Raw genomic sequence first — 19,484 nt, forward strand, 5'->3', positions numbered from 1 at the left:
AAATTCAGCGCTGAACCGCGCACTCGCCGCAAAGCGGCTCGCACACTCTCAGTGCTGAATTTCCCTGTATGTGTCCTGTCCATCCGCACATGTCGGCTGGACAGGACTTTTTTGACAGTCTGTACCCGCGCTGCGGGCGGCGCAAAACAATGGCCCCGCGCCTGCATGGCGCGGGGCCGGTTTTGGCTTTGGAAGGTTTTCAGCCAAGGGCGATGGCGCGCAGTTCGGAGAAGGCGGACAGGTTGTAATCGCCTGCGCCGGCCTGGGAAGCGTCCCCTACGCAGGCCACGGCAAAGCCGCCTGCGTGGCCGGCCTGTGCGCCGGATACGGCGTCCTCCACCACCAGGCAGACAGCGGGCTCGAGGCCCAGCATGCCGGCTGCCTTGAGAAAGACCTCCGGGTCGGGCTTGGAATGGGTGATGTTGTTGCCGTCGCTGACGGCGTCAAAGTAGCTGCCCAGACCCAGCTGCCCCAGAATAAATTGGGTGTTCTTGCTGGACGAGCCGATGGCCAGCTTGAGGCCGGCGGCCCGCAGGGCGTCCAGGGTATCCTTGACCTCGGCGGACAGGTCAGCGGGGGACAGCTGGTGCAGGCTCTCCCGGTACAGGTCGTTTTTCTGGGTGGCAAGCTCCACCTTGCGCTCCTCGCTCAGGGCGGGGCCGTGGTACTGCTCCAGGATGATCTCCAGGCTCTCCATGCGGGATACCCCCCGCAGCCGGTTGTTGATGGTGCGGTCGAAGGGAATGCCCATCCCGTCGGCCATTTTTTTCCATGCCTGGTAGTGGTATTCATCGGTGGAGCAGATGACCCCGTCCAGATCGAAAATGATTGCCTGATAGTTCATAGCGTTGTCTCCTTTACAGTTCAGCGTTGTCTTGCAGCAGGGCAAAGCCGTCCCAGGGACCCAGGGTGACCTGGCCGTCCAGGCTGGGGGCGTCCCCCACCGAAATGAGCAGCCTGGCCCCCGCAAAGCCGGCGGGCAGGGCAAAGGATGCGGGGCGGCCGGTGAGGTTGCAGACGCACAGCAGCTTTTGCCCGTTCAGGGTACGGGTGTAGGCGTACACCTGGGGATCATCGGGCAGCAGCAGGTCGTAGCTGCCGTAGACGATGATCTCATGGGTGTGGCGCAGCCGGATCAGGGCCTGGTAAAAGTGAAAGACCGAGTCGGGCCGGGCCAGCTGCTCGGCGGCGTTGAGGCTGGTATAGTTGGGGTTGACCATGATCCAGGGGGTGCCGGTGGTAAAGCCCGCGCCTGCCGAGCTGTCCCACTGCATGGGGGTGCGGGCGTTGTCCCGGCTCTTGTAGCGCAGGCATTCCAGCATCCGCTGGGGGGTGAAGGTGTGGTTGGCGGTCAGCTCGTGATAGGCGTTGATGCTCTCCACATCCCGAAAATCCTCCAGCCCCCCGAAAGGAACGTTGGTCATCCCCAGCTCCTCGCCCTGGTAGACGTAAGGGGTGCCCTGCATCATGTGCAGGCAGAGGGCCAGAGCCTTGGCGCTCTTTTCCCGCAGGGCGGGGGTGCTGTCGTCCCCCATGCGGGAGACGATGCGGGGCTGGTCGTGGTTGCACCAGTACAGGCTGTTCCAGGCCCGATCCTCCAGACCCTTCTGCCACTTGGTCAGCAGGGCTTTCAGCTCCACAAGGTCGATCTTGCGGGTGTTCCATTTGAAGCTTTCGCCGCCGTCCAGGTCCATGTGTTCGAACTGGAAGGCCATGGTCAGCTCGGTGCCGTCGGCGTTGGCGTACCGGCAGGCCTGGTCCACCGTCAGACCCGAGCACTCGCCCACCGTCAGCAGGTCGTACTGGGACAGCACCTCCCGGTTCATCTGCTGCAAGTAAGCGTGGACGTTGGGCCCGTTGACCACATAGGGGGCAAAGCTGCCGTAGCTGCTGCCCGGTTTCCGTTCGCCGTCCGGCATTTCGGGGGTCTTGCTGATCATGCTGATGACGTCCATGCGGAAGCCGTCCACCCCCTTGTCGCACCACCAGCGCATCATGCGGAACACTTCCTGCCGGACGGCGGGGTTATCCCAGTTCAGGTCGGGCTGGAAGTCGCCGAAGGTGTGCAGGTAATACTGGCCGGTGGTCTCGTCCAGGGTCCAGGCGCTGCCCGAAAAGTTGGAGCCCCAGTTGTTGGGCGGGCCGCCGTTTTTGCCGTCCCGCCAGATGTAGTAGTCCCGCTTGGGGTTGTCCCGGCTGGAGCGGCTCTCGATGAACCAGGGATGCTCTTTGGAGGTGTGGTTGACCACAAGGTCGATCACCACCCGCATCCCCCGGGCGTGGGCCCCGGCCAGCAGCCGGTCAAAATCTTCCATGGTGCCGAACTCGGGCTGGATGGCCTGGTAATCACTGATGTCGTAGCCGTTGTCCCCGCCGGGGGACTTGTAAAAGGGCGAGATCCACAGCACGTCCACGCCCAGCTCTTTCAGGTAGTCCAGACGGCGCAGGATGCCGGGCAGGTCGCCCACGCCGTCGCCGTTGGAATCCTGGAAGCTGCGGGGGTAGATCTGGTAGACCACGCTTTCCTTCCACCATGCTTTTTTCATAGGTCCTCCTTGTCGCCCAGGGAAAATTGGGCATAAAAAGGGGACCGGCCTGCCGGTGGCGCACACCGTGCCTGTGACCGGTCCCCTGTGGTTTTACTTTTCGCCGTCCATACGGAGGCCAACCATAAAGAACTTGTTGAAGATCAAATAGAGGATGATGATGGGCAGCACCGAGATGCAGGCCGCAGCCATGACCTGGTTCCACATGGTGCCGGCGTTCTGAGACTGGAAGCTCTGCAAGCCGATGATGCCGGTGAGCAGGACATAGGTGGTGATGGGCTTGAGGTAGGGAACGGTGATGTTGGTGAACTTTTGCAGTGTGTTGGCGCCGTCGATCTCCGCAGCCTCATACAGGGAGGTGGGCAGGTCCTGCAGGCTGGCCAGGTACATGGTGGTGTACTGGGGCACGGTGGACCAGATGTTCATGACCATGATGACCTTGAGGGCAAAGTCCGGGTTCTCCAAAAAGTTGATGCCGCCGCCCGCCGGCAGGATGCCGGCATTGATCAGCATCATATTGATGGGGCCGGTGACGCTGAACATGAACATGAAGATGATGGTCAGCGCCGAGCTGGAGGTCAGGGTGGGCAGAAAATAGACGGTGCGGAAGAAGTACTTGCCCCGGATCTTGCTGTTCAGCACACTGGCGATCACCAGTGCGATGATGGTCTGGCAGGGCACCACCACCACCGAGAAGGACAGGGTGTTGAGCAGGGCTGTGCGGGCCATGTTGTCGGTGAACAGGCGGGCGTAGTTCTCCAGCCCCACAAATGTATAGCTGTCCGTAAAAAGGTTGACCTTGTGGAAGGACAGGTACACCACGAAGAGGGCGGCAATGCCGATGAAGATGCCCAGAACGATCACTGCCGGCGTCAGGAACAGGTAGCCTTGCCGCCATTCCTGCAGCTTGCGTTTGCTGGGGCGTTTATCAAACTGGATCGCAGCAGCGTCAGGCGTCTGCGCTTTGGATGCTTTTGCCGTCCAGCATACGCACGCCGCCAAAGCCGAACACCACCGACTGCCAGATGCCTGCCAGCGAGCCTGCGTGGATGCCCGCGTCGCTGGTCTTCATGTTGGGGCCTACGTCGATGGCCGCCGCGCTGCGGAACAGGCTGTAGGCCAGATCCCGGTTGCCCATGTCGTTGGCCAGGATGCAGTGGGTGGACAGGGACAGGGAGGAGTCGTGGAGGGTGCGGGGCTCATAATAGCTCCAGTTGGCCCGCTTGACCTGTGCGCTGAACTCGTCCTCCAGCAGCAGGAACATGATCAGGATGTCGGCCTGCTTGGATACCTGCATATGGGTGATCTGCTCCTGGTTGTAGTCGCGGTAGATGCTGCCCACGTTCTGCTGGTTCTTGTACTTGGTCAGGTCGATGTCCTTCAACGTCAGGTAGGTGCGGTCCTGCGGGATGACCAGATCTTCCCGGGGCTGAGGCAGATAGATGCGGGAGAGCTTGTCCTCCCACTGGGGCTCCAGGGCGGTCAGGCCCAGCTTGGCGTCCAGGGCCTGGTACAGATCGGGGCGGTTGGCCTTCAGCATACGGCTGTACTCCAGCGCCTTGCGGATGTTCCATGCGGCCATGTAGTTGGTGAAGGCGTTGTCATCCACGTGCTCTTTGTATTCGTCGGGGCCTACCACGTCGTTGATGTGCAGCTTGCCGTCCTGGCCCTCCTCCAGGCGGCTGGCCCAGAATTTGCCGGTGTCCAGGATCAGCTCGTAGCCGCATCGGTCCATGAAATCCTGGTCGCCGGTGGCCTGGTAGTATTCCCAGGCGCCGTAGGCCACGTCGGCGGTGATGTGCTGCTCAATGAAGCCGGACCAGATCTTGGTGGGCAGGCCGGTGACAATGTCGGCCGCGCCCCACACGGGGGTCACCTCGCCGTCGTCGATCCAGGCGGACTCCCAGGGGAACTGGGCGCCCTCGTAGTGGTTGCCGGCGGCCTTCTTGTGGGCGCCGGGCAGGCTCAGCCAGCGGTACTCCTCCAGGCTGCGGGCGATCTCGGGGGCGCTGTAAATGAAGTAGGGCAGCACGAACATCTCGGTATCCCAGAAGGTGTGGCCCTTGTAGCCCTCGCCCGACAGGCCCTTGGCGCCCACGTTCATCCGGTTGTCGTGGGCGGGGGTCATGACATACAGGTGGTACTGCGCAAAGCGGATGGCCAGCTGGTCAAAGGGGTCGGCCGCGTGGATGGTGACCGGCACATTGTCCCACACTTTGGCGGCCCAGGCCTTGGCGCTCTCCGCCAGCAGGGCGTCGTAGCCCAGAGCGCAGGCTTCCTCCTGGCCGGCCAGCGCCTTGTTCTGCAAGGCGGCCAGGTCCAGACCTTCGCTGTCCCGGTCGCGGGAAGTGTAGACGGTGGACAGCTTCTGCACCGTCAGGGTCTTGCCGGCGGGGATGGCCACCTGGTACTCCTGCTTGATGATCCGGCGGTCCATGACGATGAAGCCCTTTTCCTCCTGGGGCACGCCGTCCATGGCAAAGGAGAAGGTGGTGTTGAACACAAAGTCGATGTTCGACTGCCCGGTGGTCTGGATGTACTGCATATGGCGGCCTTCAAACAGGCGCTTGTCCCCTTCGGAGAAGTGCTGGCTGCCGCCGTTGTTCATCTGGCCGTTGATGCCGCCGGCAATGTCCAGCGTCATCGCCCCGTCCAGAGGGGTGACGCTGAGTTTCTGGGCGATGAGGTGCAGGCGCTCCATCGAAACGAACCGGCTGAACACCAGCTGATAGCGCTTGCCGTTGGGGGCGGCCCACACCACCCGGCGGACCGTCTCGCCGTTTTTCAGGTGGAGGGCCCGGTCATAGGATTCCACCTTGCCGGTCAGCAGGCTGAAGCGCACCCCGTCCAGCCGCAGGTCCAGCCGGGAGATGTCGGCAGCGTTGGGCAGCTCGGTCACCTCGTTGTCATCGAATTTGTTGAAGGTGCCTGCCACAAACAGATCCCGCTGTTCGCCGGGGTTGAACTCATCGGTGGCGTTGCGCAGGCAGAGATAGCCGTTGCCCTGGCACATGACCGACTCGCATTTGCCCAGATGCTCGGGATCAAAGGTGTTTTCTGCTACGATCCAGTCCGCTGCGCGGGAATAATCCATACCCATAAAAAGTTCCTCCTTATACGGCTTCGCTCCATTTGAAACGAAAACGTTTTTGATTCGATGTCAAAAAATAGCCCGCCCTGCGGGCACTTACGGGGCTGCCCCCGCTAAGTCAGTGATAGAAATAGTAGTTGGAGATCCATGCCATGACCACCAACCCGCATAAAAACGCCCCCACAGCGTACAGCAGGGGAAGCCCGCCCGCCAGCCAGAAGCCCAGGCAGCAGGCCGCGCCCAGGGGCAGATACAGCCGGACGCTCTTTTCGATGTCGTTGGTGTTGGCGTACCGGCGCGCACAGAACCAGCCTGCCAGAATGGCTGCAAGGATGCACCCGCCCAGCAGCAGGGGGCTGGTGGCCACCAGAGGGTCGGTGGCCTCCAGGTGGAAGATCTCGTCCAGATTCATGGCCGGCCCTCCTGTTTGGGCTGCTCCTGGTCCTCCCAGCGGAAGATGACCCGGGTGCTGCCCGCCATGTCATGGAGGGTGGTGCCCCGGACGAACAGCAGGATGGCGCTGACCAGACCTGCGGCCCAGCCCGCAACGGGGATCAGGTACATGGCCCGGATCAGCTCCCGCAGGCCCACATACAGCACGGTGGGCTTGCCTCCGGCCCGGTCCACCACTTTCAGCCTGCCCAGCATCTTGCCCAGTGTGGCGCCGCTGTTGTATTCGATCATCAGCACGCCATAGACAGCGAACAGCAGCCGGAACAGAAAATCCGCTGACAGCGCGTTTGTCTTGATCCAGAACAGCAGCACGAACTGCACCGGCAGCATCAGCAGCAGGTAATCGATGAACGCGCACAGCAGCCGCAGTACCCCGCGCAGGAGCCGGTGTTTGTCCATGGCGCAGACCTCCCATCCGCAAGTGCGAAAACGTTTTTGACAGCCCTAGAATAACATACTCCCCAGCGTTTGTACATCCTCAGATTATACAAACCTGCCAGGGAGCTTTTGTACAATGTATCCAGTTTCAAAGTTTCCCTTTCGCGCTGCCTCGGATGACCAACTCATACATCATGTTGTCCACATGGACATCGGCCTTGCCCTCGATCTTCTCGTAGATGGCTTTGCCCGCCATATAGCCTGTGAGGTAGAAGTCCTGACGCACGGTGGTCAGGCCGCCATAGAGATAGCGCGCTTCCGGGATATCGTCAAAGCCCACCACCGCGACCTGGTCCCCCACCGTCAGGCCCAGTTCCTCGATGGCCTTGCAGGCCCCCAGGGCCATCACGTCGCTGGAGCAGAACAGGGCGTCCACGGCGCCGTCCCGCTCCAGCAGCTCCTTGACCTTGGCGTAGGCCAGGCTGGAGTCGAAGTCGGCCATCAGCATCCGGTCGGGCCGCAATACCAGGCCGGCCTCTGTCAGGGCCCGGCGATACCCGCTGCCGCGCAGCAGGGCCACGTCGGCCTCCGAACTGCCGTTGACCAGGGCGATGTTCCGGCGCCCGTTCTTGATGAGGAAGGACACCGCCTCGTAGGCGGCCCGCTCGTTGTCCATGGTGATGTTCAGCACATCGGGGCTGCTGGTGCGGATATCGATGAAGGCGCAGGGGATGTCGATCTCATCCAGCTGCTGCAAATAGGGATCGTGCAGGCGGAAGCCGGTGCAGACCAGACCGGTCAGCTGCTTTTTCAGACACAGGACCTTGAGAGGGCGCTGCGTCTGCTGGACGCTGTCGGTGGTCACCAGAATGAACTCGATGTTGTTGTCCTGGCAGGCATGGCACACGCCGCTCAATACGCCGTATACCGCGCCGGAGGGGTCCATGGGGCGCAGGTCGTTGATCAAAAGGCCGATCACCTTGTCCACCCGCCCGCCCATGCAGCGCCCTGCCGCGTTGGGCACATAGTTCATCTGGCGGGCGATCTCCTGTATGTGTTTGCGGGTATCGGGATTCACATCGGTATAGTCGTTCAGCGCTTTGGATACCGTTGTGATCGAGACGCCGGCCTTCTTGGCAACGTCGCGTATGGTTACCCTTTCCATCCAATCACCTCATAAAAATCATACCATATTCTGCCATGTATTCCAATGGAAAAAACGCTTGTATACTAACCTTTTATATGCACGGCCGGAAAAGCGTCCCGGGGCTTTCACAGCCGGAAAGGATGGCCGAAGGAACCGATCTCGATCAGGTTGCCCTCGGGGTCGGCAATGTAGCAGGTGCGCTGGCCCCAGGGCTCGGTGGTGGGCTCCAGGACCGGCGCCGCGCCCTGGGACACGAATTTGTGGAAGGCCGCATCCACTTCCTCAAAGGTGTCCACGTAGAGGGCGATCTCGAAGTGGCCGTTGGGCCCCTTGAGGTAGGTGTAGTGCCGGCGGGTCATCTTTTCAAAGTTGTCCCGCCCATACAGCATGAACAGCGTCCCGTCCTTGATGAGATAAACGTTTTGGGCGTCCTCGCCCTCCCGGATCGCAAACCCCAGCACATCTCTGTAAAACCGCACCATGCGGGGCATGTCCTCCACAAAAAGACCAAATCCATCCAGATGCATTGACATGATGATTCCTCCTGACTGCAAAGTGTGACCTTTGCGGCGCTGTTTGGGGCTATTTTATCATGCCTGGGAATAAGAGGCAAGGGGGCGCGGAGGCAAAAAACAAAGAAATTGTCCTTGTACCGAGTACACTTTGGGCCGGGGCGGTTTTTGCTTGACGGGGCGCAGGATCCGTGCTATATTCAGTTTAGCCCACAGCAATGATATGAAAATAGAAAAAGGCCCGCTGCCCGTTGGAAGCTGTGCCCCGTGCGGATGCGCTTTTGGCTGCGGGCTCCAGTCAGAAAGGAGTGTCTACCATGCGATCCTATGCCATTTTCACCGAATCCACCGGCGATCTGACCCCGGCCCTCATCCAGCAGGCGGACTTGAACGTGCTGCCCATGACCTTCAATCTGGACGGCACTGCTTATAAAGACTATCCCGACGGGCGGGAGATCAGCTCGAAGGCTTTTTATGATAAACTGCGGGCGGGCAGTATGTGCACCACCAGCCAGGTCTCTTTGGCGGAGTACGAGGACGCCTTTACCCCGGTGCTGGCTTCTGGAATGGACATCCTCTACCTGTCCTTTTCCAGCGGACTGTCCGGCACCTACCAGACCAGCCGTCTTGCGACCGAGCTGCTGGGGGCGCGTTTCCCCGGCCGCAGGATCCAGTGCGTGGATTCCCGCCAGGCCAGCATGGGGGAGGGCCTGTTCGCCTACCTGGTAGGGTGCAGGCGGCTGGAAGGCGCCTCCTTTGAGGAGGCCGCCCGCTATGCCCAGGAACTGGCTCCCCAGGTGTGCGCCTGGTTCACGGTGGATGACCTGATGTTCCTCAAGCGGGGCGGAAGGCTGTCCGGCGCGGCCGCGGTGGCAGGCACCCTGCTGGGCATCAAGCCGGTGCTCCATGTGGACGACGAGGGCCATCTGGTGGCCATGGAAAAGGTACGCGGGCGCAGGGCCAGCCTGGACGCCCTGGTGAAGCACTTCCAGGCCACGGCCAAGGACCCGGCCGGAGGCACCGTCTTTATCAGCCATGGAGACTGCCCGGAGGACTGCGCTTATGTGATGGACAAGCTGCGCGCTTTGGGCGTCACCCACCTGCAGGAGGGCTCCATCGGCCCGGTGATCGGCACCCACAGCGGCCCCGGCACGGTGGCCCTGTTCTGGGTGGGCGGCCCCCGCTGAGAAAAATCAAACAAAAAAGACCTTCCAGCCTGTGGGCCGGAAGGTCTTTTTTGGATGCGTGCAGGATGCCGGGTCACAGGGTGGCCAGCAGCACGAAGTTCAGCACGAACAGGACGGTGGCGACCCACAGGATGGGATGGACCTCCCGGGCCTGCTTTTTGCACACCTTGGTGATGCAGTAAAAGACAAACCCGGCGGCGATGCCGTAAGAGATGCTGTAGCACAGGGCCATGAAGATGCCCGCGAAGAAGGCGGGGACCGCCTCGCTGAAGTCGTCCCACTGGATCTCCCGGAAGGCGGACAGCATCATGATGCCCACCACCACCAGGGCGGGTGCAGTGGCTGCAAAGGGGATGGCGCTGACAAAGGTGGCCAGGAATGCGCTGACCGCAAAGCAGATGGCCACCACCACGCTGGTCAGGCCGGTACGGCCCCCGGCGCCGATGCCGGCGGCGCTCTCCACATAGGTGGTGGTGTTGGAAGTGCCCAGGATGGCGCCGATGGAGGTGGCGGTGGCATCCGCAAACAGGGCGCGGTCCATCTTGGACTTGAAGCCGGGAGTGGTTTCCATCGAGTGCTCGTCCTCGTCGCTGAAAATACCGGTGCGGCGGCCGGTGCCGATGAAGGTGCCGATGGTATCAAAGGTATCGGACAGGCTGAACGAGAAGATGGTGATCAGGACCAGAGGCACCTTGGCCGGGTCGGCAAAGAGGGAAGGCAGGCCCGCGGAGGTGAAGATGGCGCCAAAGGTGGTGGGCAGCTGGCTGCACGCCTCGGCAAAGCTGACCGTCTCGGTGGTGACGGTGACCCCCATGGGGATGCCCAGCAGGCTGGATACGACGATGCCGATCAGGATGGCGCCCTTGACGTTGCACACCAGCAGGATGATGGTCAGGGCCAGGCCGATCAGGAACAGCCAGAAAGAGGGCTGGTTCAGGGTGGCCAGGGCGGGCACGCCCGAACCGAAGGTGACGATGCCCACGTTCAGGATGCCGATGTAGGCCACAAAGATGCCGATGCCGCCGCCGATGGCATTCTGCAGGCTGCGGGGGATGGCCTTGATGATGTATTTGCGGATCTTGGTGACGGTGATGAAGATGTTCAGCAGGCCGCAGATGAACACCATGGACAGCGCCTGCTGCCAGGTGAAGCCCAGGGTGAAGCAGACGGTGTAGACGAAAAAGGCGTTCAGGCCCATGCCGGGGGCCAGGGCGTAGGGCACGTTGGCCACGAGGCCCATGACCAGGGTGCCGATCACCGAGGCGATGATGGTGGCCAGGAACACGGCGCCCCATTCCATCCCCGACTGGCTGAGCAGGGTGGGGTTGACGGCGATGATGTACGCCATAGCGAAGAAGGTGGTCAGGCCGGCTACCACTTCACGTCCGGCGGTGGTGCCGTTCGCCTTCAGCTGAAAGAATTTTTCCATTGTACGATGATCCTCCTTTTGCAAGGGGCCGCCAGGGCGGATACAGGGCCCGGGCAGCCAGACGATATGCCGCAGCGGCCTGCCAAAATGCGCGCAGGCCAACAGACCAAGTGTAATCACTTGAGGGCGGAAAAGCAAGAAGCCTGGGGAAATAAAGTGGATTTTCGGACAGAAGTCATACTTAAACCACCCGGACAAAACCATCCGCGCCCCTTGACAGGGCGGGGGAAGGCCCTATAATGAAAGAAAAGAGGTCTCACCTGTGTGTGGACCGGAATGACCGGAAAGGAGCCCTTGCCCATGAAAAAGACCTATAAGATCGACGTGGACTGCGCCAACTGCGCCAACAAGATGGAGGCTGCCGCCCAAAAGACACCCGGTGTCAAGGCCGCCGTCGTCAACTTTATGACGCTGAAAATGAGCGTGGAGTTTGAGGAAGGCCAGGACCCCAAGGCCGTGATGCAGCAGGTGCTCGCCAACTGCAAGCGGGTGGAGAGCGACTGCGAGATCTTCCTGTAAGCCGCTCGGATGGATGCGGCCGGACGCCGCCGTTCCATACGGCCATGAACGGGAGAAGCAGCTGCCGCAAACCAGTGCCTGTCCGCAAGGACGGGCTTTTTTCTTTGCGGTTCCTCTGGCCGGCGCAGAAAGCCCCCAGCCAGGGCGGCTGGGGGCAGATGTGCGGCAAAAGGCAGACCGATTCAGGTCCGGTTCTGCGGGATATCCGGCAGCGAATCGAATCCGCGCTGCAGGTCGGCGTCGGTGGGGATGGTGTCGTTCATCCGGCCCGAGAGATAGCTCTCATAGGCGGTCATGTCAAAGTAGCCGGTGCCGGTCAGGCCAAAGAGGATGGTCTTGGCCTCGCCGGTCTGCTTGCATTTCAGGGCTTCGTCCATGGCCCCGCGGATGGCGTGCGCCGACTCGGGGGCGGGCAGGATGGTCTCGTGCTTGGCGAAAAAGACCGCGGCCTCGAATACTTTGGTCTGTTCATAGGACACCGCTTCCAGGTAGCCGTCGTGATACAGCTTGGAGAGGATGGGGCTCATGCCGTGGTAGCGCAGGCCGCCGGCATGGTTGGCCGAGGGGATGAACCCACTGCCCAGGGTGTACATCCGGGCCAGCGGGGTGACGCGGCCGGTGTCGCAGAAGTCGTAGGCATACCGTCCGCGGGTCAGGGACGGGCAGGAGGCCGGCTCCACTGCCACAAAACGGGTGCGGCTGCGGCCCTGCAGCCGGTCGGCCATGAAGGGGGCGATCAGGCCGCCCAGGTTGGAGCCGCCGCCGGCACAGCCCACCACCACGTCGGGGTATTCGTCCAGCTGTTCCATGGCCAGCTTGCTTTCCAGCCCGATGATGGACTGGTGCAGCACCACCTGATTCAGCACGCTGCCCAGCACATACCGCTTGGTCCCGCCGCTGGCGAGTGCGGCTTCCACCGCCTCCGAGATGGCGCAGCCCAGACTGCCGGTGGTGTCAGGGTTTTCGGCCAGGATCTTCCGGCCCACCTCGGTGGTGTTGGACGGAGAGGCCGTCACCTGGGCGTCAAACACGCCCATCACCGCTTTGCGGAAGGGTTTCTGCTCATAGGAACACTTGACCATATACACGTCGCAGGTCAGCCCGAAGTAGGCGCAGGCCTCCGAAAGGGCGGTGCCCCACTGCCCGGCCCCGGTCTCGGTGGTTACGCCGGTCAGGCCCTGCTTTTTGGCGTAATAGGCTTGGGCCACGGCGGAATTCAGCTTGTGGGAGCCGGATGTGTTGTTGCCCTCAAATTTGTAGTAGATCCGGGCCGGGGTGCCCAGAGCCTTTTCCAGCTCGTAGGCGCGGACCAGCGGCGAGGGACGGTACATCTTGTAGACCTCCTGGATGGGCTCGGGGATGTCCACATAGGCTGTTGTGCCGTCCAGCTCCTGGCGGGCCAGTTCCTCACAGAAGATGGGGGACAGGTCGTCCACTGCAAGGGGCTGGAGTGTGGCGGGATTCAGCAGCGGGTCGGGCTGCTCAGGCATGGCCGACCGCAGGTTGAACCACTGCTTGGGCATCTGGTCTTCGGTGAGGTACAGGCGGTGGGGGATCTTGGTCATGCTCATTTTCTTGCACTCCTTTGCAATTTCCTTGCGGGAGAGGGCATAGAAAAAAGCCCTCGTCCCAAATTCCTCTGGGACAAAGGCTTGTAACCTCTGCGGTGCCACCCAAATTGACCTGTACCCTACGCACAGGCCCACTCGCTTTCGCATGTCTGACAACACGCGCTCCCCTGATAACGGGTGGAGTCCCCGTCGCGCTACCGGGTCGGCTGGCGGCCCCTCGTTGTGCCCTCGAAAGTCCATTCGCCCGGCCGCTGCCTGCCGCGTTCCCACCGTCTGCGGCTCTCTGAGAGGGTTTGGTCCCGGGTTACTACTCTTTCTCAACGGTTTTGCAAGCTCATTGTTCTGAACTTTATCATAGTATAAAGGAGAAGCGCGCGGCTGTCAAGAGGAAATTTTGGCAAAAGGCGGCGATATCGACCGCAGTGCACGGAAAAACGAAAGATCCGGACTCTCTCCCGTTGGAAGAAGTCCGGATCTTTTGCTTGTGGTGCACCAAGGCAATCCATATCCGAACTTTTTTCCTTTGCCACAGCCTCGGTGGCCTCGCCGAAAGAAATGGTCTCTGTCCCTTCTTTGTAGTTGAAGGTAATCAACATTTTATCATCATAAAGGTAAATTGCATTGATAAAAGTATCCACCAGCGCCTGCCGCTGTTCCTTTTGGGACAGGTCCAGCTTGCGAAAGTGCAGCAGCCAGAAGCGGACGAATTCCTCCTTCATCACGGGCTTGGCCAATTTTTCTTCGGCAATCTTTGCTTCCAAGTCTTTTTTCTGGCCCTCGAGGGCTTCCAGCCGCTCTTTGGTGGAGCTGGTCAGGATGCCAGCCTGAATGGCATTGAGCATATTCTGGATGCCGGTCTCTGTTTCCCGAAGCTGTTTCTCATAGAGGGGCAGGCTGGTGCTCTCCCTGTTTTGCAGCTCCATGACCGCCGCTACAAGGGAATCAATGACCATATCGTTCTGGATCAGCTTTATGGTCTCGTTAACCACCAGGTCTTCCAGCCACTGCTTGCGAACCGTCTTTTTATTGCAGGACTTCCGCTTCTTGGCGGCCGCGCACTTGTAGTAGCGATGCACATCGCCGGTGCGGCTGGTGCCGCTTTCACCGAACATCAGTGCGCCGCAGTGGCCGCAGAATAGTTTGGTCGTCAGAAGGTAGTCGTCCTCTGCCTTGCGACGGGCAGGGGCCTTTTTGTTTTTGGCCATTTTCTCCTGCACCTCCTGAAATAATTCGGCTGAGACAAGCGGCGGGATGGCATCCGCAATCAGAATGTCGCGGTATTTCAGTTCGCCGATGTACCGGCGGTTGTTCAGCATATGCTGGACGGTGTTGTAGGTCATGGGACCGCCGCGTGGGTTCTTAACGCGGTGCTCATTCATCCAGTCCCGGATCTCTGTCATGGTCGCACCTTCATTGTACCGCTTGAAGGCTTCCGCAACAAAGGTTGCCGTAAGGGAATCAGGTTGAAACCGCTGCTCTGCATCAATGACGTAACCGATGGGAACAGCCTCACCATTATACTTTCCTTTGAGCGCATTTTCCGTCATACCACGCACGACCTTCTCGGACAGGTCGGCGGAATAGTATTCAGCGTAACCTTCCAGCACCGATTCCAGGATGATACCCTCCGGCCCGTCCGAGATGATTTCAGTAGCGGACATCAGCTTGACGCCATTCTTTTTGAGCTGCGTCTTGTAGCGGGCGCTGTCATAGCGGTTGCGGGCAAAGCGGTCCAATTTCCAGACCAAAACAATGTCGAACAGCTTGCGCTCGCTATCCTTGATCATCTGCTGGAACTGGGGGCGGTTATCTGTTTTGGCTGAAATCGCCCGGTCGATATAGTGCCTGACCACTGTGATACCGTTCTTCTCAGCATAGGCGGTGCACTCGCGAATCTGGCCTTCGATGGATTCCTCCCGCTGGTTGTCGGAGGAATAGCGAGCGTAGATAACAGCGGTCATGGCGGGGTCTCCTTTCTGATAAACGTTTAATTATCGCAAACTTTCGTATAATGTGTATACCATATTCTGCATAATAACGCAAGTCCTTTCCAACAAAAATCCAGCATCTCAAAGTCAAATCTACATTTCTTTTGTGGTTCTTAAACAAAAATCAATCTCAAACTGTGTTATATTATCCAAAATTCTATCCTTTGCATTGACACTCTGCCCCTCCCATGGTATCCTCTAACCCATATCAACCACTTTACTGTGATAAACTACCGTCCCGCAGCCACACCGAACCATTTTGCCGCCGTTCACCTACGACAAAATCCTTTGGTCCCTTGCGGGGCGGTTTCTTATATCCCGAGAGAATTTGCAGCCGGACGACCGGCCTGCAATTCTTCATACTATGCACCTTGAAAACTGCATCAGCCGTCTGGATCTGGATACCGCGCCACGACCCCGCACAAAATGCGGGCGAGCCGGACAACGCAGCTGCAACATAGGGGCAGGAACGCAGATTCGGTGTAAGCGGCGACCCACGCAAACAGAAGACACTTCTATTGGCACCCGCACTCCCAGCTTTGGAAACCGAGATCCAGTTTGAAAGCCGTATTTTCAATTCGGACGGAAAAAGCGATAAGCAAGTATCGACCTGTAGCCACAATTTCAAAATTTGAAATCGTGGCACACCGACCGGTCGTACTTGTTGGGGAGTGCCTTCCCCAAACCCTGCTTTTGTTTTGAACCTTTTGCACTCGTTCGATTTACGTTTCCGTGCGGCTTTTTCATGGCGCCGCCCAAAGGATTGGAGGCTGATACTCACCAAGAACACCGTAAAAACTATTCCGACTACTCACAACGACAATCCCAACAACCGCACCCACGTCATTAAATTTCGCGTGACCGAAAAAGAAAAACTCACCCTCGAACTCTGCTGCAAACGGCTCAACATCAGCATGTCAACCCTCATTCGTCAATCTCTGCTGGGGAAACCTGTCCAGCACACCGTTCTTGTTGCTGGCGGCGGAGAGGATGCCCTGAACATTCTCTCTGCCCTGCTGGGACAATGTGGCAAGCTCGGCGGAAACCTCAACCAACTGGCCCGGCACTTCAACACCGGCGGCCGGGACACAGAGCAGCTTCGCGCCCAAATCTTGACAGAACTGCTGGCACTCACATCCTTTCGGCTGAATGCTGAGAAAGCGATCGGAGAACTGTATGGCAACCATCAAGCATACAAGCTCGAAGAACTCTGACCTCTCGGCGGCGGAGCGCTACCTCACCTTCCAGCACAACGAGTACACCAGTCTGCCGACCTTAAATACAAATGTTCAACAAAAATCGTGCAAAGTGTATTTGCATGACGTATGGTTCGAGATTTTAACTTGCATTCGTAATATTCAGGTGATATACTAATGGTTATTCCAATCAAAATCTGAAATGAACAGCCCTATATTAATTATCACAATATTAAATAGATTTAATATGCTATATGCTCCATTTTGATGTTTTTATGTCAAAGTAAAGACAGGATGTGAATAACAATGTCCAATATTCTATCAGCCATTCATACATATCGCTCCGCTGCTCCTAATGGCAAGTCTAATACATTTATCAGTTTTAGCGATCAATTGCCAATTTCTTCTTTTTGCACCAAGCAAAAAGAAGAGGCATTAACAACTTTTCACATCACTAAAGAAGAATATATAAATGTTGCGCGATGTATATACTCTTTATATGTAGATTCCGCTTTTTTGGCTTACTATAAAAACAGTTCAGACGAAAAGACCGTGCATGATTTTTTCTTTTATGATTTACAAGCACTTGTTTCTGCCATTATGGGTACGGATTTCTATGTAAATGATTTGTTTCCGGATGAATATACACTCACTGACTTTGAAACTCGTTGCATATCCATTGTTCAAGCAAAAGACACTTACCCAGAAGACGATTTTATCTATACTTTTAATCTTGATAAATTCACAAAAATAATTGAAGAGTACTTTGATATTATCGGTTCGTATGTTGCTACGCTCAGCTTTAATGAACGAAAACGCAGACTGGACTTACGAAAAACCATCAAAAAAATCAGTCGCCTCGAACAAAGTGTAAAAAAGTTAGGATTGGCTGTATATCAGCAAGAAGTTTTATTAGAAAAAGCAATTCAGCAAGGTGATTCAAAAGTCATTGATAAGCGAAACAAAGCTTTATCAAATGTTCAAAAAGATTTACTATTATGTCAGGAAAACTTAGCCCTGGCAATAAAAAGAAAAGAAGAGCTTGAAAACAACAAACTTATTTGAATGTCAATCCTTACACAAAATGAACTATTACAATACTCTTGGAGATGAATAGCTAAAATGACATTTGTTATTCCAAATAGTCCGAGTAAGAATTCATCAAATCAAGCAGGTTTTGAACTTCCAATCGAACTCAATTTTGCTGCGGGATTTCCTGGTGCAATGTATCAGATTCAGTTAGAATTCTATAATACCACAAAGAAATCTTCTGAATCTAAAATCATAACTATCGTTGACAATTTTTATAGTACTGAAAAAAGCAATTACTATAAAACTTGTCACCCACTTTCTAAGACTATTTTGTTTAACCTTTTTCAGAAAAATTATACATTTAAATTCGGCTACACTACAATTATTACTGTTAAACAAATCACTGTCCTTTCCGAGGCTGGAAGACGCATTCTTTTCATCGCAAAGATAGGAAAGGAAATTTGGGAATTCGAGAATCGGTTAGAAATAAAGATAATTTATATTTATGAAAATCCGTTTGCTAAACACTTAGAAAGCGACTGTGAATGTATCACTGCATATATACGTTGTGCAAACACAAATCACTTGCTGCCTATAAATGCATTCTACGATTCGAAGAGTGATAGATATTTTATAAATAAAACGGTTTATGACAGAATTGTTAAGTTATATGGAATTCCTATTATTGATTTAAAATCATATAGCCAAAATACATCAGAAGAATTGAAAGCATCTGAAGATTTCACAAATCGGTTTTCAAAAAAATCAAAGTTGACGTTATATGGTTACAGTGTCTCATCCAAGCAAGGGCTATCTGAAATTGAACGCTGGAAATTACTTGCCTCGTTAATTGATAATAACGTAATTACTAAATATTCAATTATTGCTCACTTGGATTGGTGTATACATTTTTACAGCGGCAATCCTTTGATGGTTCATGCGTGTGACAAATGGAAACGCGATTTAGACTTTGTTTATAACTATAAAAAGGAAACGCAACGCAAAGTCCGAGCAAAGTTTAAGAAATCGACCTAAAATCAGAAAGACAGGCCACCCAGGGCCTGCTCTATGCCCGGCTGCTCTGCTTCGGCAACGGCAATCTGGTGGCCGCCCACGACACCAGCGATGGTTTCTGGAGGCGGCAGATTTTGATCTCGGTCAAGGACAAGCCGGAAGGCCGGACCGATGACCCTTACCTGATCGACAAGTTGTCGGAGGAACTGCCCGGTATCCTGCTCTGGGCGCTGGAAGGGCTGAAGCGGCTGCTGGCGAATCAGTACCGCTTCACCCTGAGCGAACGTGCCAGGCAGAACCTTGCCGCCGCTATGGAGGACGGCTGTAACCTCGACCAGTTCATGCAGGCCGACTCCTACGTCCGTTTCGACCCAGAAAGGTCGGCCAGGTCTACCTACCTGTTCCGCGCCTACAACAAGTGGTGCGCCGACAACTTGGAAAAACCGGCGACGCAAAAGAAGTTCAGTCAGTATCTTTTCAAGAACGCAGACCGGTATGGTATCCGCTTTTCCAAGCACATCGAGGGCGGCTACCGGGGCTATCGGGGCGTGTATGTCCGCCCCGATTGCGCCCTCGAATAAAATTGGGGCGGGAAGTGAAAATTTCCCGCCCCACGCGCCCCCTCGCTTGACATCTCGAAAACAGGACGATTATTCGTTCTATTTTTTGGATTCGATTTATTGCAAATCCGCCCCGCCTGCCCATGAACCCGCCCGAGAGGGCGCGTTCGGGGCGGGAGGGCGGATGGGGCGCGTATTTCTGTATTCCGCACAGAAAAAATTTAGAGGCCGGCTCTGGAGCAAAGCAGGGCCGGCCTCCCTCATTCCACACTTGGGGCTTTGCAAGCTGAATCCCCCCATGAGCCAGGCGGTGGACCGGAACAGGAGGTGGACTTGAACAAAAAGAAAAAAGTCGTCAATACTTCGATCTACCCCGATGAAGTCATCGAGCATCTGGCCCGGTGCTTCTATCCTGCCATTTTGGAGTGTTTCAACAGTGAGGAAGGCCAGCGGGCCTTCGCCGCCTGGCAGGCAGAACAGGCCAGGCCCATCGCCAAAGAAAAGCAGGACGTTCCCGCCGGGGAACGCCCTGCCATCCATACACGGCTTTTTTCAAATGAGGCGCACCTTTCGGGGTGCGCTTTTTATTTTGCCCCGGACTCGTCCATATGGTTGTGCCTGTCGTCATAAGGGCCGATGATGCCTGACGGGTGGACGACCACCACGTCCAGTTTCTATTTTATTTAGGCATATAGCAAAGATGTTTTAAGGAAGAACTGTCTGCGAAAACTGCAGGACAGCTGTAACCGCCCTATAATCCCCCGACTGTAAAAAAGTACCAACCTGTGAGAAAATAAGAGAAAGTATCAAAAGTCTAAGAAGTCTTAGAAATCTGAGAAGTCTCACAGGGGGTAAAAAATG

18 protein-coding genes are annotated in these 19,484 nt (G+C 56.7%); 7 read left to right on the forward strand and 11 right to left on the reverse strand.

Going from position 1 to position 19,484, the window contains the following annotated elements; all coding sequences use genetic code 11:
* Positions 1-199 precede the first annotated feature (199 nt).
* The 8 genes from pgmB to B5G12_RS12995 form a co-directional block, all read right to left on the reverse strand.
* On the reverse strand, positions 200-844 hold the full coding sequence (gene pgmB, locus B5G12_RS12960; protein WP_087229226.1) for a beta-phosphoglucomutase: 645 nt from the start codon (positions 842-844) through the stop codon (positions 200-202).
* A 13-nt stretch (positions 845-857) separates the two neighbouring features.
* A complete protein-coding gene (locus tag B5G12_RS12965; protein WP_087325325.1) occupies positions 858-2,546 on the reverse strand; it encodes a glycoside hydrolase family 13 protein in 1,689 nt (562 codons plus the stop codon).
* 93 nt (positions 2,547-2,639) lie between these two features.
* Positions 2,640-3,548 carry a carbohydrate ABC transporter permease gene (locus tag B5G12_RS12970; RefSeq protein WP_204245689.1) on the reverse strand — a complete coding sequence of 303 codons (909 nt, stop codon included), beginning with the start codon at positions 3,546-3,548 and terminating at the stop codon, positions 2,640-2,642.
* Positions 3,496-5,646, reverse strand: a complete 2,151-nt coding sequence (locus B5G12_RS12975; RefSeq protein WP_087325327.1) for a glycoside hydrolase family 65 protein — start codon at positions 5,644-5,646, stop codon at positions 3,496-3,498. Before B5G12_RS12975 ends, B5G12_RS12970 begins: the two co-directional genes overlap by 53 nt.
* Before the next feature lie 109 nt (positions 5,647-5,755).
* Positions 5,756-6,049: a hypothetical protein gene (locus B5G12_RS12980; RefSeq protein WP_087229208.1), complete on the reverse strand. Its 294-nt coding sequence runs from the start codon at positions 6,047-6,049 to the stop codon at positions 5,756-5,758.
* On the reverse strand, positions 6,046-6,489 hold the full coding sequence (locus B5G12_RS12985; protein WP_087325329.1) for an RDD family protein: 444 nt from the start codon (positions 6,487-6,489) through the stop codon (positions 6,046-6,048). The genes B5G12_RS12980 and B5G12_RS12985 overlap by 4 nt, the downstream gene beginning before the upstream one ends.
* A gap of 127 nt (positions 6,490-6,616) precedes the next feature.
* Positions 6,617-7,633, reverse strand: coding sequence for a LacI family DNA-binding transcriptional regulator (locus tag B5G12_RS12990; protein WP_087325331.1), 1,017 nt, complete (start codon positions 7,631-7,633; stop codon positions 6,617-6,619).
* Between the two features lie 107 nt (positions 7,634-7,740).
* Complete coding sequence (locus B5G12_RS12995; protein WP_087229199.1) at positions 7,741-8,142, reverse strand: VOC family protein; 402 nt, start codon at positions 8,140-8,142, stop codon at positions 7,741-7,743.
* Between the two features lie 302 nt (positions 8,143-8,444).
* Here B5G12_RS12995 and B5G12_RS13000 point away from each other — a divergent pair, with 302 nt between their 5' ends.
* A complete protein-coding gene (locus tag B5G12_RS13000) occupies positions 8,445-9,314 on the forward strand; it encodes a DegV family protein (protein ID WP_087325333.1) in 870 nt (289 codons plus the stop codon).
* A 73-nt stretch (positions 9,315-9,387) separates the two neighbouring features.
* On the opposite strand, the gene B5G12_RS13005 is transcribed toward B5G12_RS13000, so the two are convergent.
* Complete coding sequence (locus B5G12_RS13005) at positions 9,388-10,743, reverse strand: NCS2 family permease (protein WP_087229193.1); 1,356 nt, start codon at positions 10,741-10,743, stop codon at positions 9,388-9,390.
* Between the two features lie 300 nt (positions 10,744-11,043).
* On the opposite strand from B5G12_RS13005, the gene B5G12_RS13010 reads away from it, so the two are divergent.
* Positions 11,044-11,262, forward strand: a complete 219-nt coding sequence (locus tag B5G12_RS13010) for a cation transporter (RefSeq protein WP_087229187.1) — start codon at positions 11,044-11,046, stop codon at positions 11,260-11,262.
* Positions 11,263-11,444: 182 nt separating this feature from the next.
* On the opposite strand, the gene B5G12_RS13015 is transcribed toward B5G12_RS13010, so the two are convergent.
* Both B5G12_RS13015 and B5G12_RS13020 read right to left on the reverse strand, forming a co-directional pair.
* Positions 11,445-12,827 (reverse strand): TrpB-like pyridoxal phosphate-dependent enzyme, encoded by a 1,383-nt coding sequence (locus B5G12_RS13015; protein ID WP_087229231.1) that lies wholly within the window; start codon positions 12,825-12,827, stop codon positions 11,445-11,447.
* Positions 12,828-13,150: 323 nt separating this feature from the next.
* Positions 13,151-14,794: a recombinase family protein gene (locus B5G12_RS13020; protein WP_087325334.1), complete on the reverse strand. Its 1,644-nt coding sequence runs from the start codon at positions 14,792-14,794 to the stop codon at positions 13,151-13,153.
* A gap of 800 nt (positions 14,795-15,594) precedes the next feature.
* Between B5G12_RS13020 and B5G12_RS13025 the strand changes: the two genes are divergently transcribed.
* From B5G12_RS13025 to B5G12_RS15025, 5 genes are all read left to right on the forward strand, one after another.
* The gene (locus B5G12_RS13025) at positions 15,595-16,035 is read left to right on the forward strand and encodes a plasmid mobilization protein (protein ID WP_087325340.1); all 441 of its coding nucleotides are present in this window, start codon (positions 15,595-15,597) and stop codon (positions 16,033-16,035) included.
* A 288-nt stretch (positions 16,036-16,323) separates the two neighbouring features.
* Positions 16,324-17,082, forward strand: coding sequence for a hypothetical protein (locus B5G12_RS14465; protein WP_144064161.1), 759 nt, complete (start codon positions 16,324-16,326; stop codon positions 17,080-17,082).
* 57 nt (positions 17,083-17,139) lie between these two features.
* A complete protein-coding gene (locus tag B5G12_RS14470) occupies positions 17,140-18,084 on the forward strand; it encodes a hypothetical protein (protein ID WP_144064162.1) in 945 nt (314 codons plus the stop codon).
* 113 nt (positions 18,085-18,197) lie between these two features.
* Entirely contained in the window at positions 18,198-18,644 is a 447-nt protein-coding gene (locus tag B5G12_RS13035; RefSeq protein WP_242956044.1) for a hypothetical protein, read from the forward strand.
* A gap of 306 nt (positions 18,645-18,950) precedes the next feature.
* Complete coding sequence (locus tag B5G12_RS15025; RefSeq protein ID WP_242956045.1) at positions 18,951-19,253, forward strand: transposase; 303 nt, start codon at positions 18,951-18,953, stop codon at positions 19,251-19,253.
* Positions 19,254-19,484: the final 231 nt, after the last annotated feature.

Source organism: Faecalibacterium sp. An58 (assembly GCF_002161515.1).
Classification (GTDB): Bacteria; Bacillota; Clostridia; order Oscillospirales; family Ruminococcaceae; genus Faecalibacterium; species Faecalibacterium avium.

Bases quoted from the DNA above. Each gene is read 5' to 3' on its own strand.
- pgmB (WP_087229226.1), bottom strand. From the start codon at position 844: ATGAACTATCAGGCAATCATTTTCGATCTGGACGGGGTCATCTGCTCC.
- B5G12_RS12965 (WP_087325325.1), bottom strand. From the start codon at position 2,546: ATGAAAAAAGCATGGTGGAAGGAAAGCGTGGTCTACCAGATCTACCCC.
- B5G12_RS12975 (WP_087325327.1), bottom strand. From the start codon at position 5,646: ATGGGTATGGATTATTCCCGCGCAGCGGACTGGATCGTAGCAGAAAAC.
- B5G12_RS12980 (WP_087229208.1), bottom strand. From the start codon at position 6,049: ATGAATCTGGACGAGATCTTCCACCTGGAGGCCACCGACCCTCTGGTG.
- B5G12_RS12985 (WP_087325329.1), bottom strand. From the start codon at position 6,489: ATGGACAAACACCGGCTCCTGCGCGGGGTACTGCGGCTGCTGTGCGCG.
- B5G12_RS12990 (WP_087325331.1), bottom strand. From the start codon at position 7,633: ATGGAAAGGGTAACCATACGCGACGTTGCCAAGAAGGCCGGCGTCTCG.
- B5G12_RS12995 (WP_087229199.1), bottom strand. From the start codon at position 8,142: ATGCATCTGGATGGATTTGGTCTTTTTGTGGAGGACATGCCCCGCATG.
- B5G12_RS13000 (WP_087325333.1), top strand. From the start codon at position 8,445: ATGCGATCCTATGCCATTTTCACCGAATCCACCGGCGATCTGACCCCG.
- B5G12_RS13005 (WP_087229193.1), bottom strand. From the start codon at position 10,743: ATGGAAAAATTCTTTCAGCTGAAGGCGAACGGCACCACCGCCGGACGT.
- B5G12_RS13010 (WP_087229187.1), top strand. From the start codon at position 11,044: ATGAAAAAGACCTATAAGATCGACGTGGACTGCGCCAACTGCGCCAAC.
- B5G12_RS13015 (WP_087229231.1), bottom strand. From the start codon at position 12,827: ATGACCAAGATCCCCCACCGCCTGTACCTCACCGAAGACCAGATGCCC.
- B5G12_RS13020 (WP_087325334.1), bottom strand. From the start codon at position 14,794: ATGACCGCTGTTATCTACGCTCGCTATTCCTCCGACAACCAGCGGGAG.
- B5G12_RS14465 (WP_144064161.1), top strand. From the start codon at position 16,324: ATGTCCAATATTCTATCAGCCATTCATACATATCGCTCCGCTGCTCCT.
- B5G12_RS14470 (WP_144064162.1), top strand. From the start codon at position 17,140: ATGACATTTGTTATTCCAAATAGTCCGAGTAAGAATTCATCAAATCAA.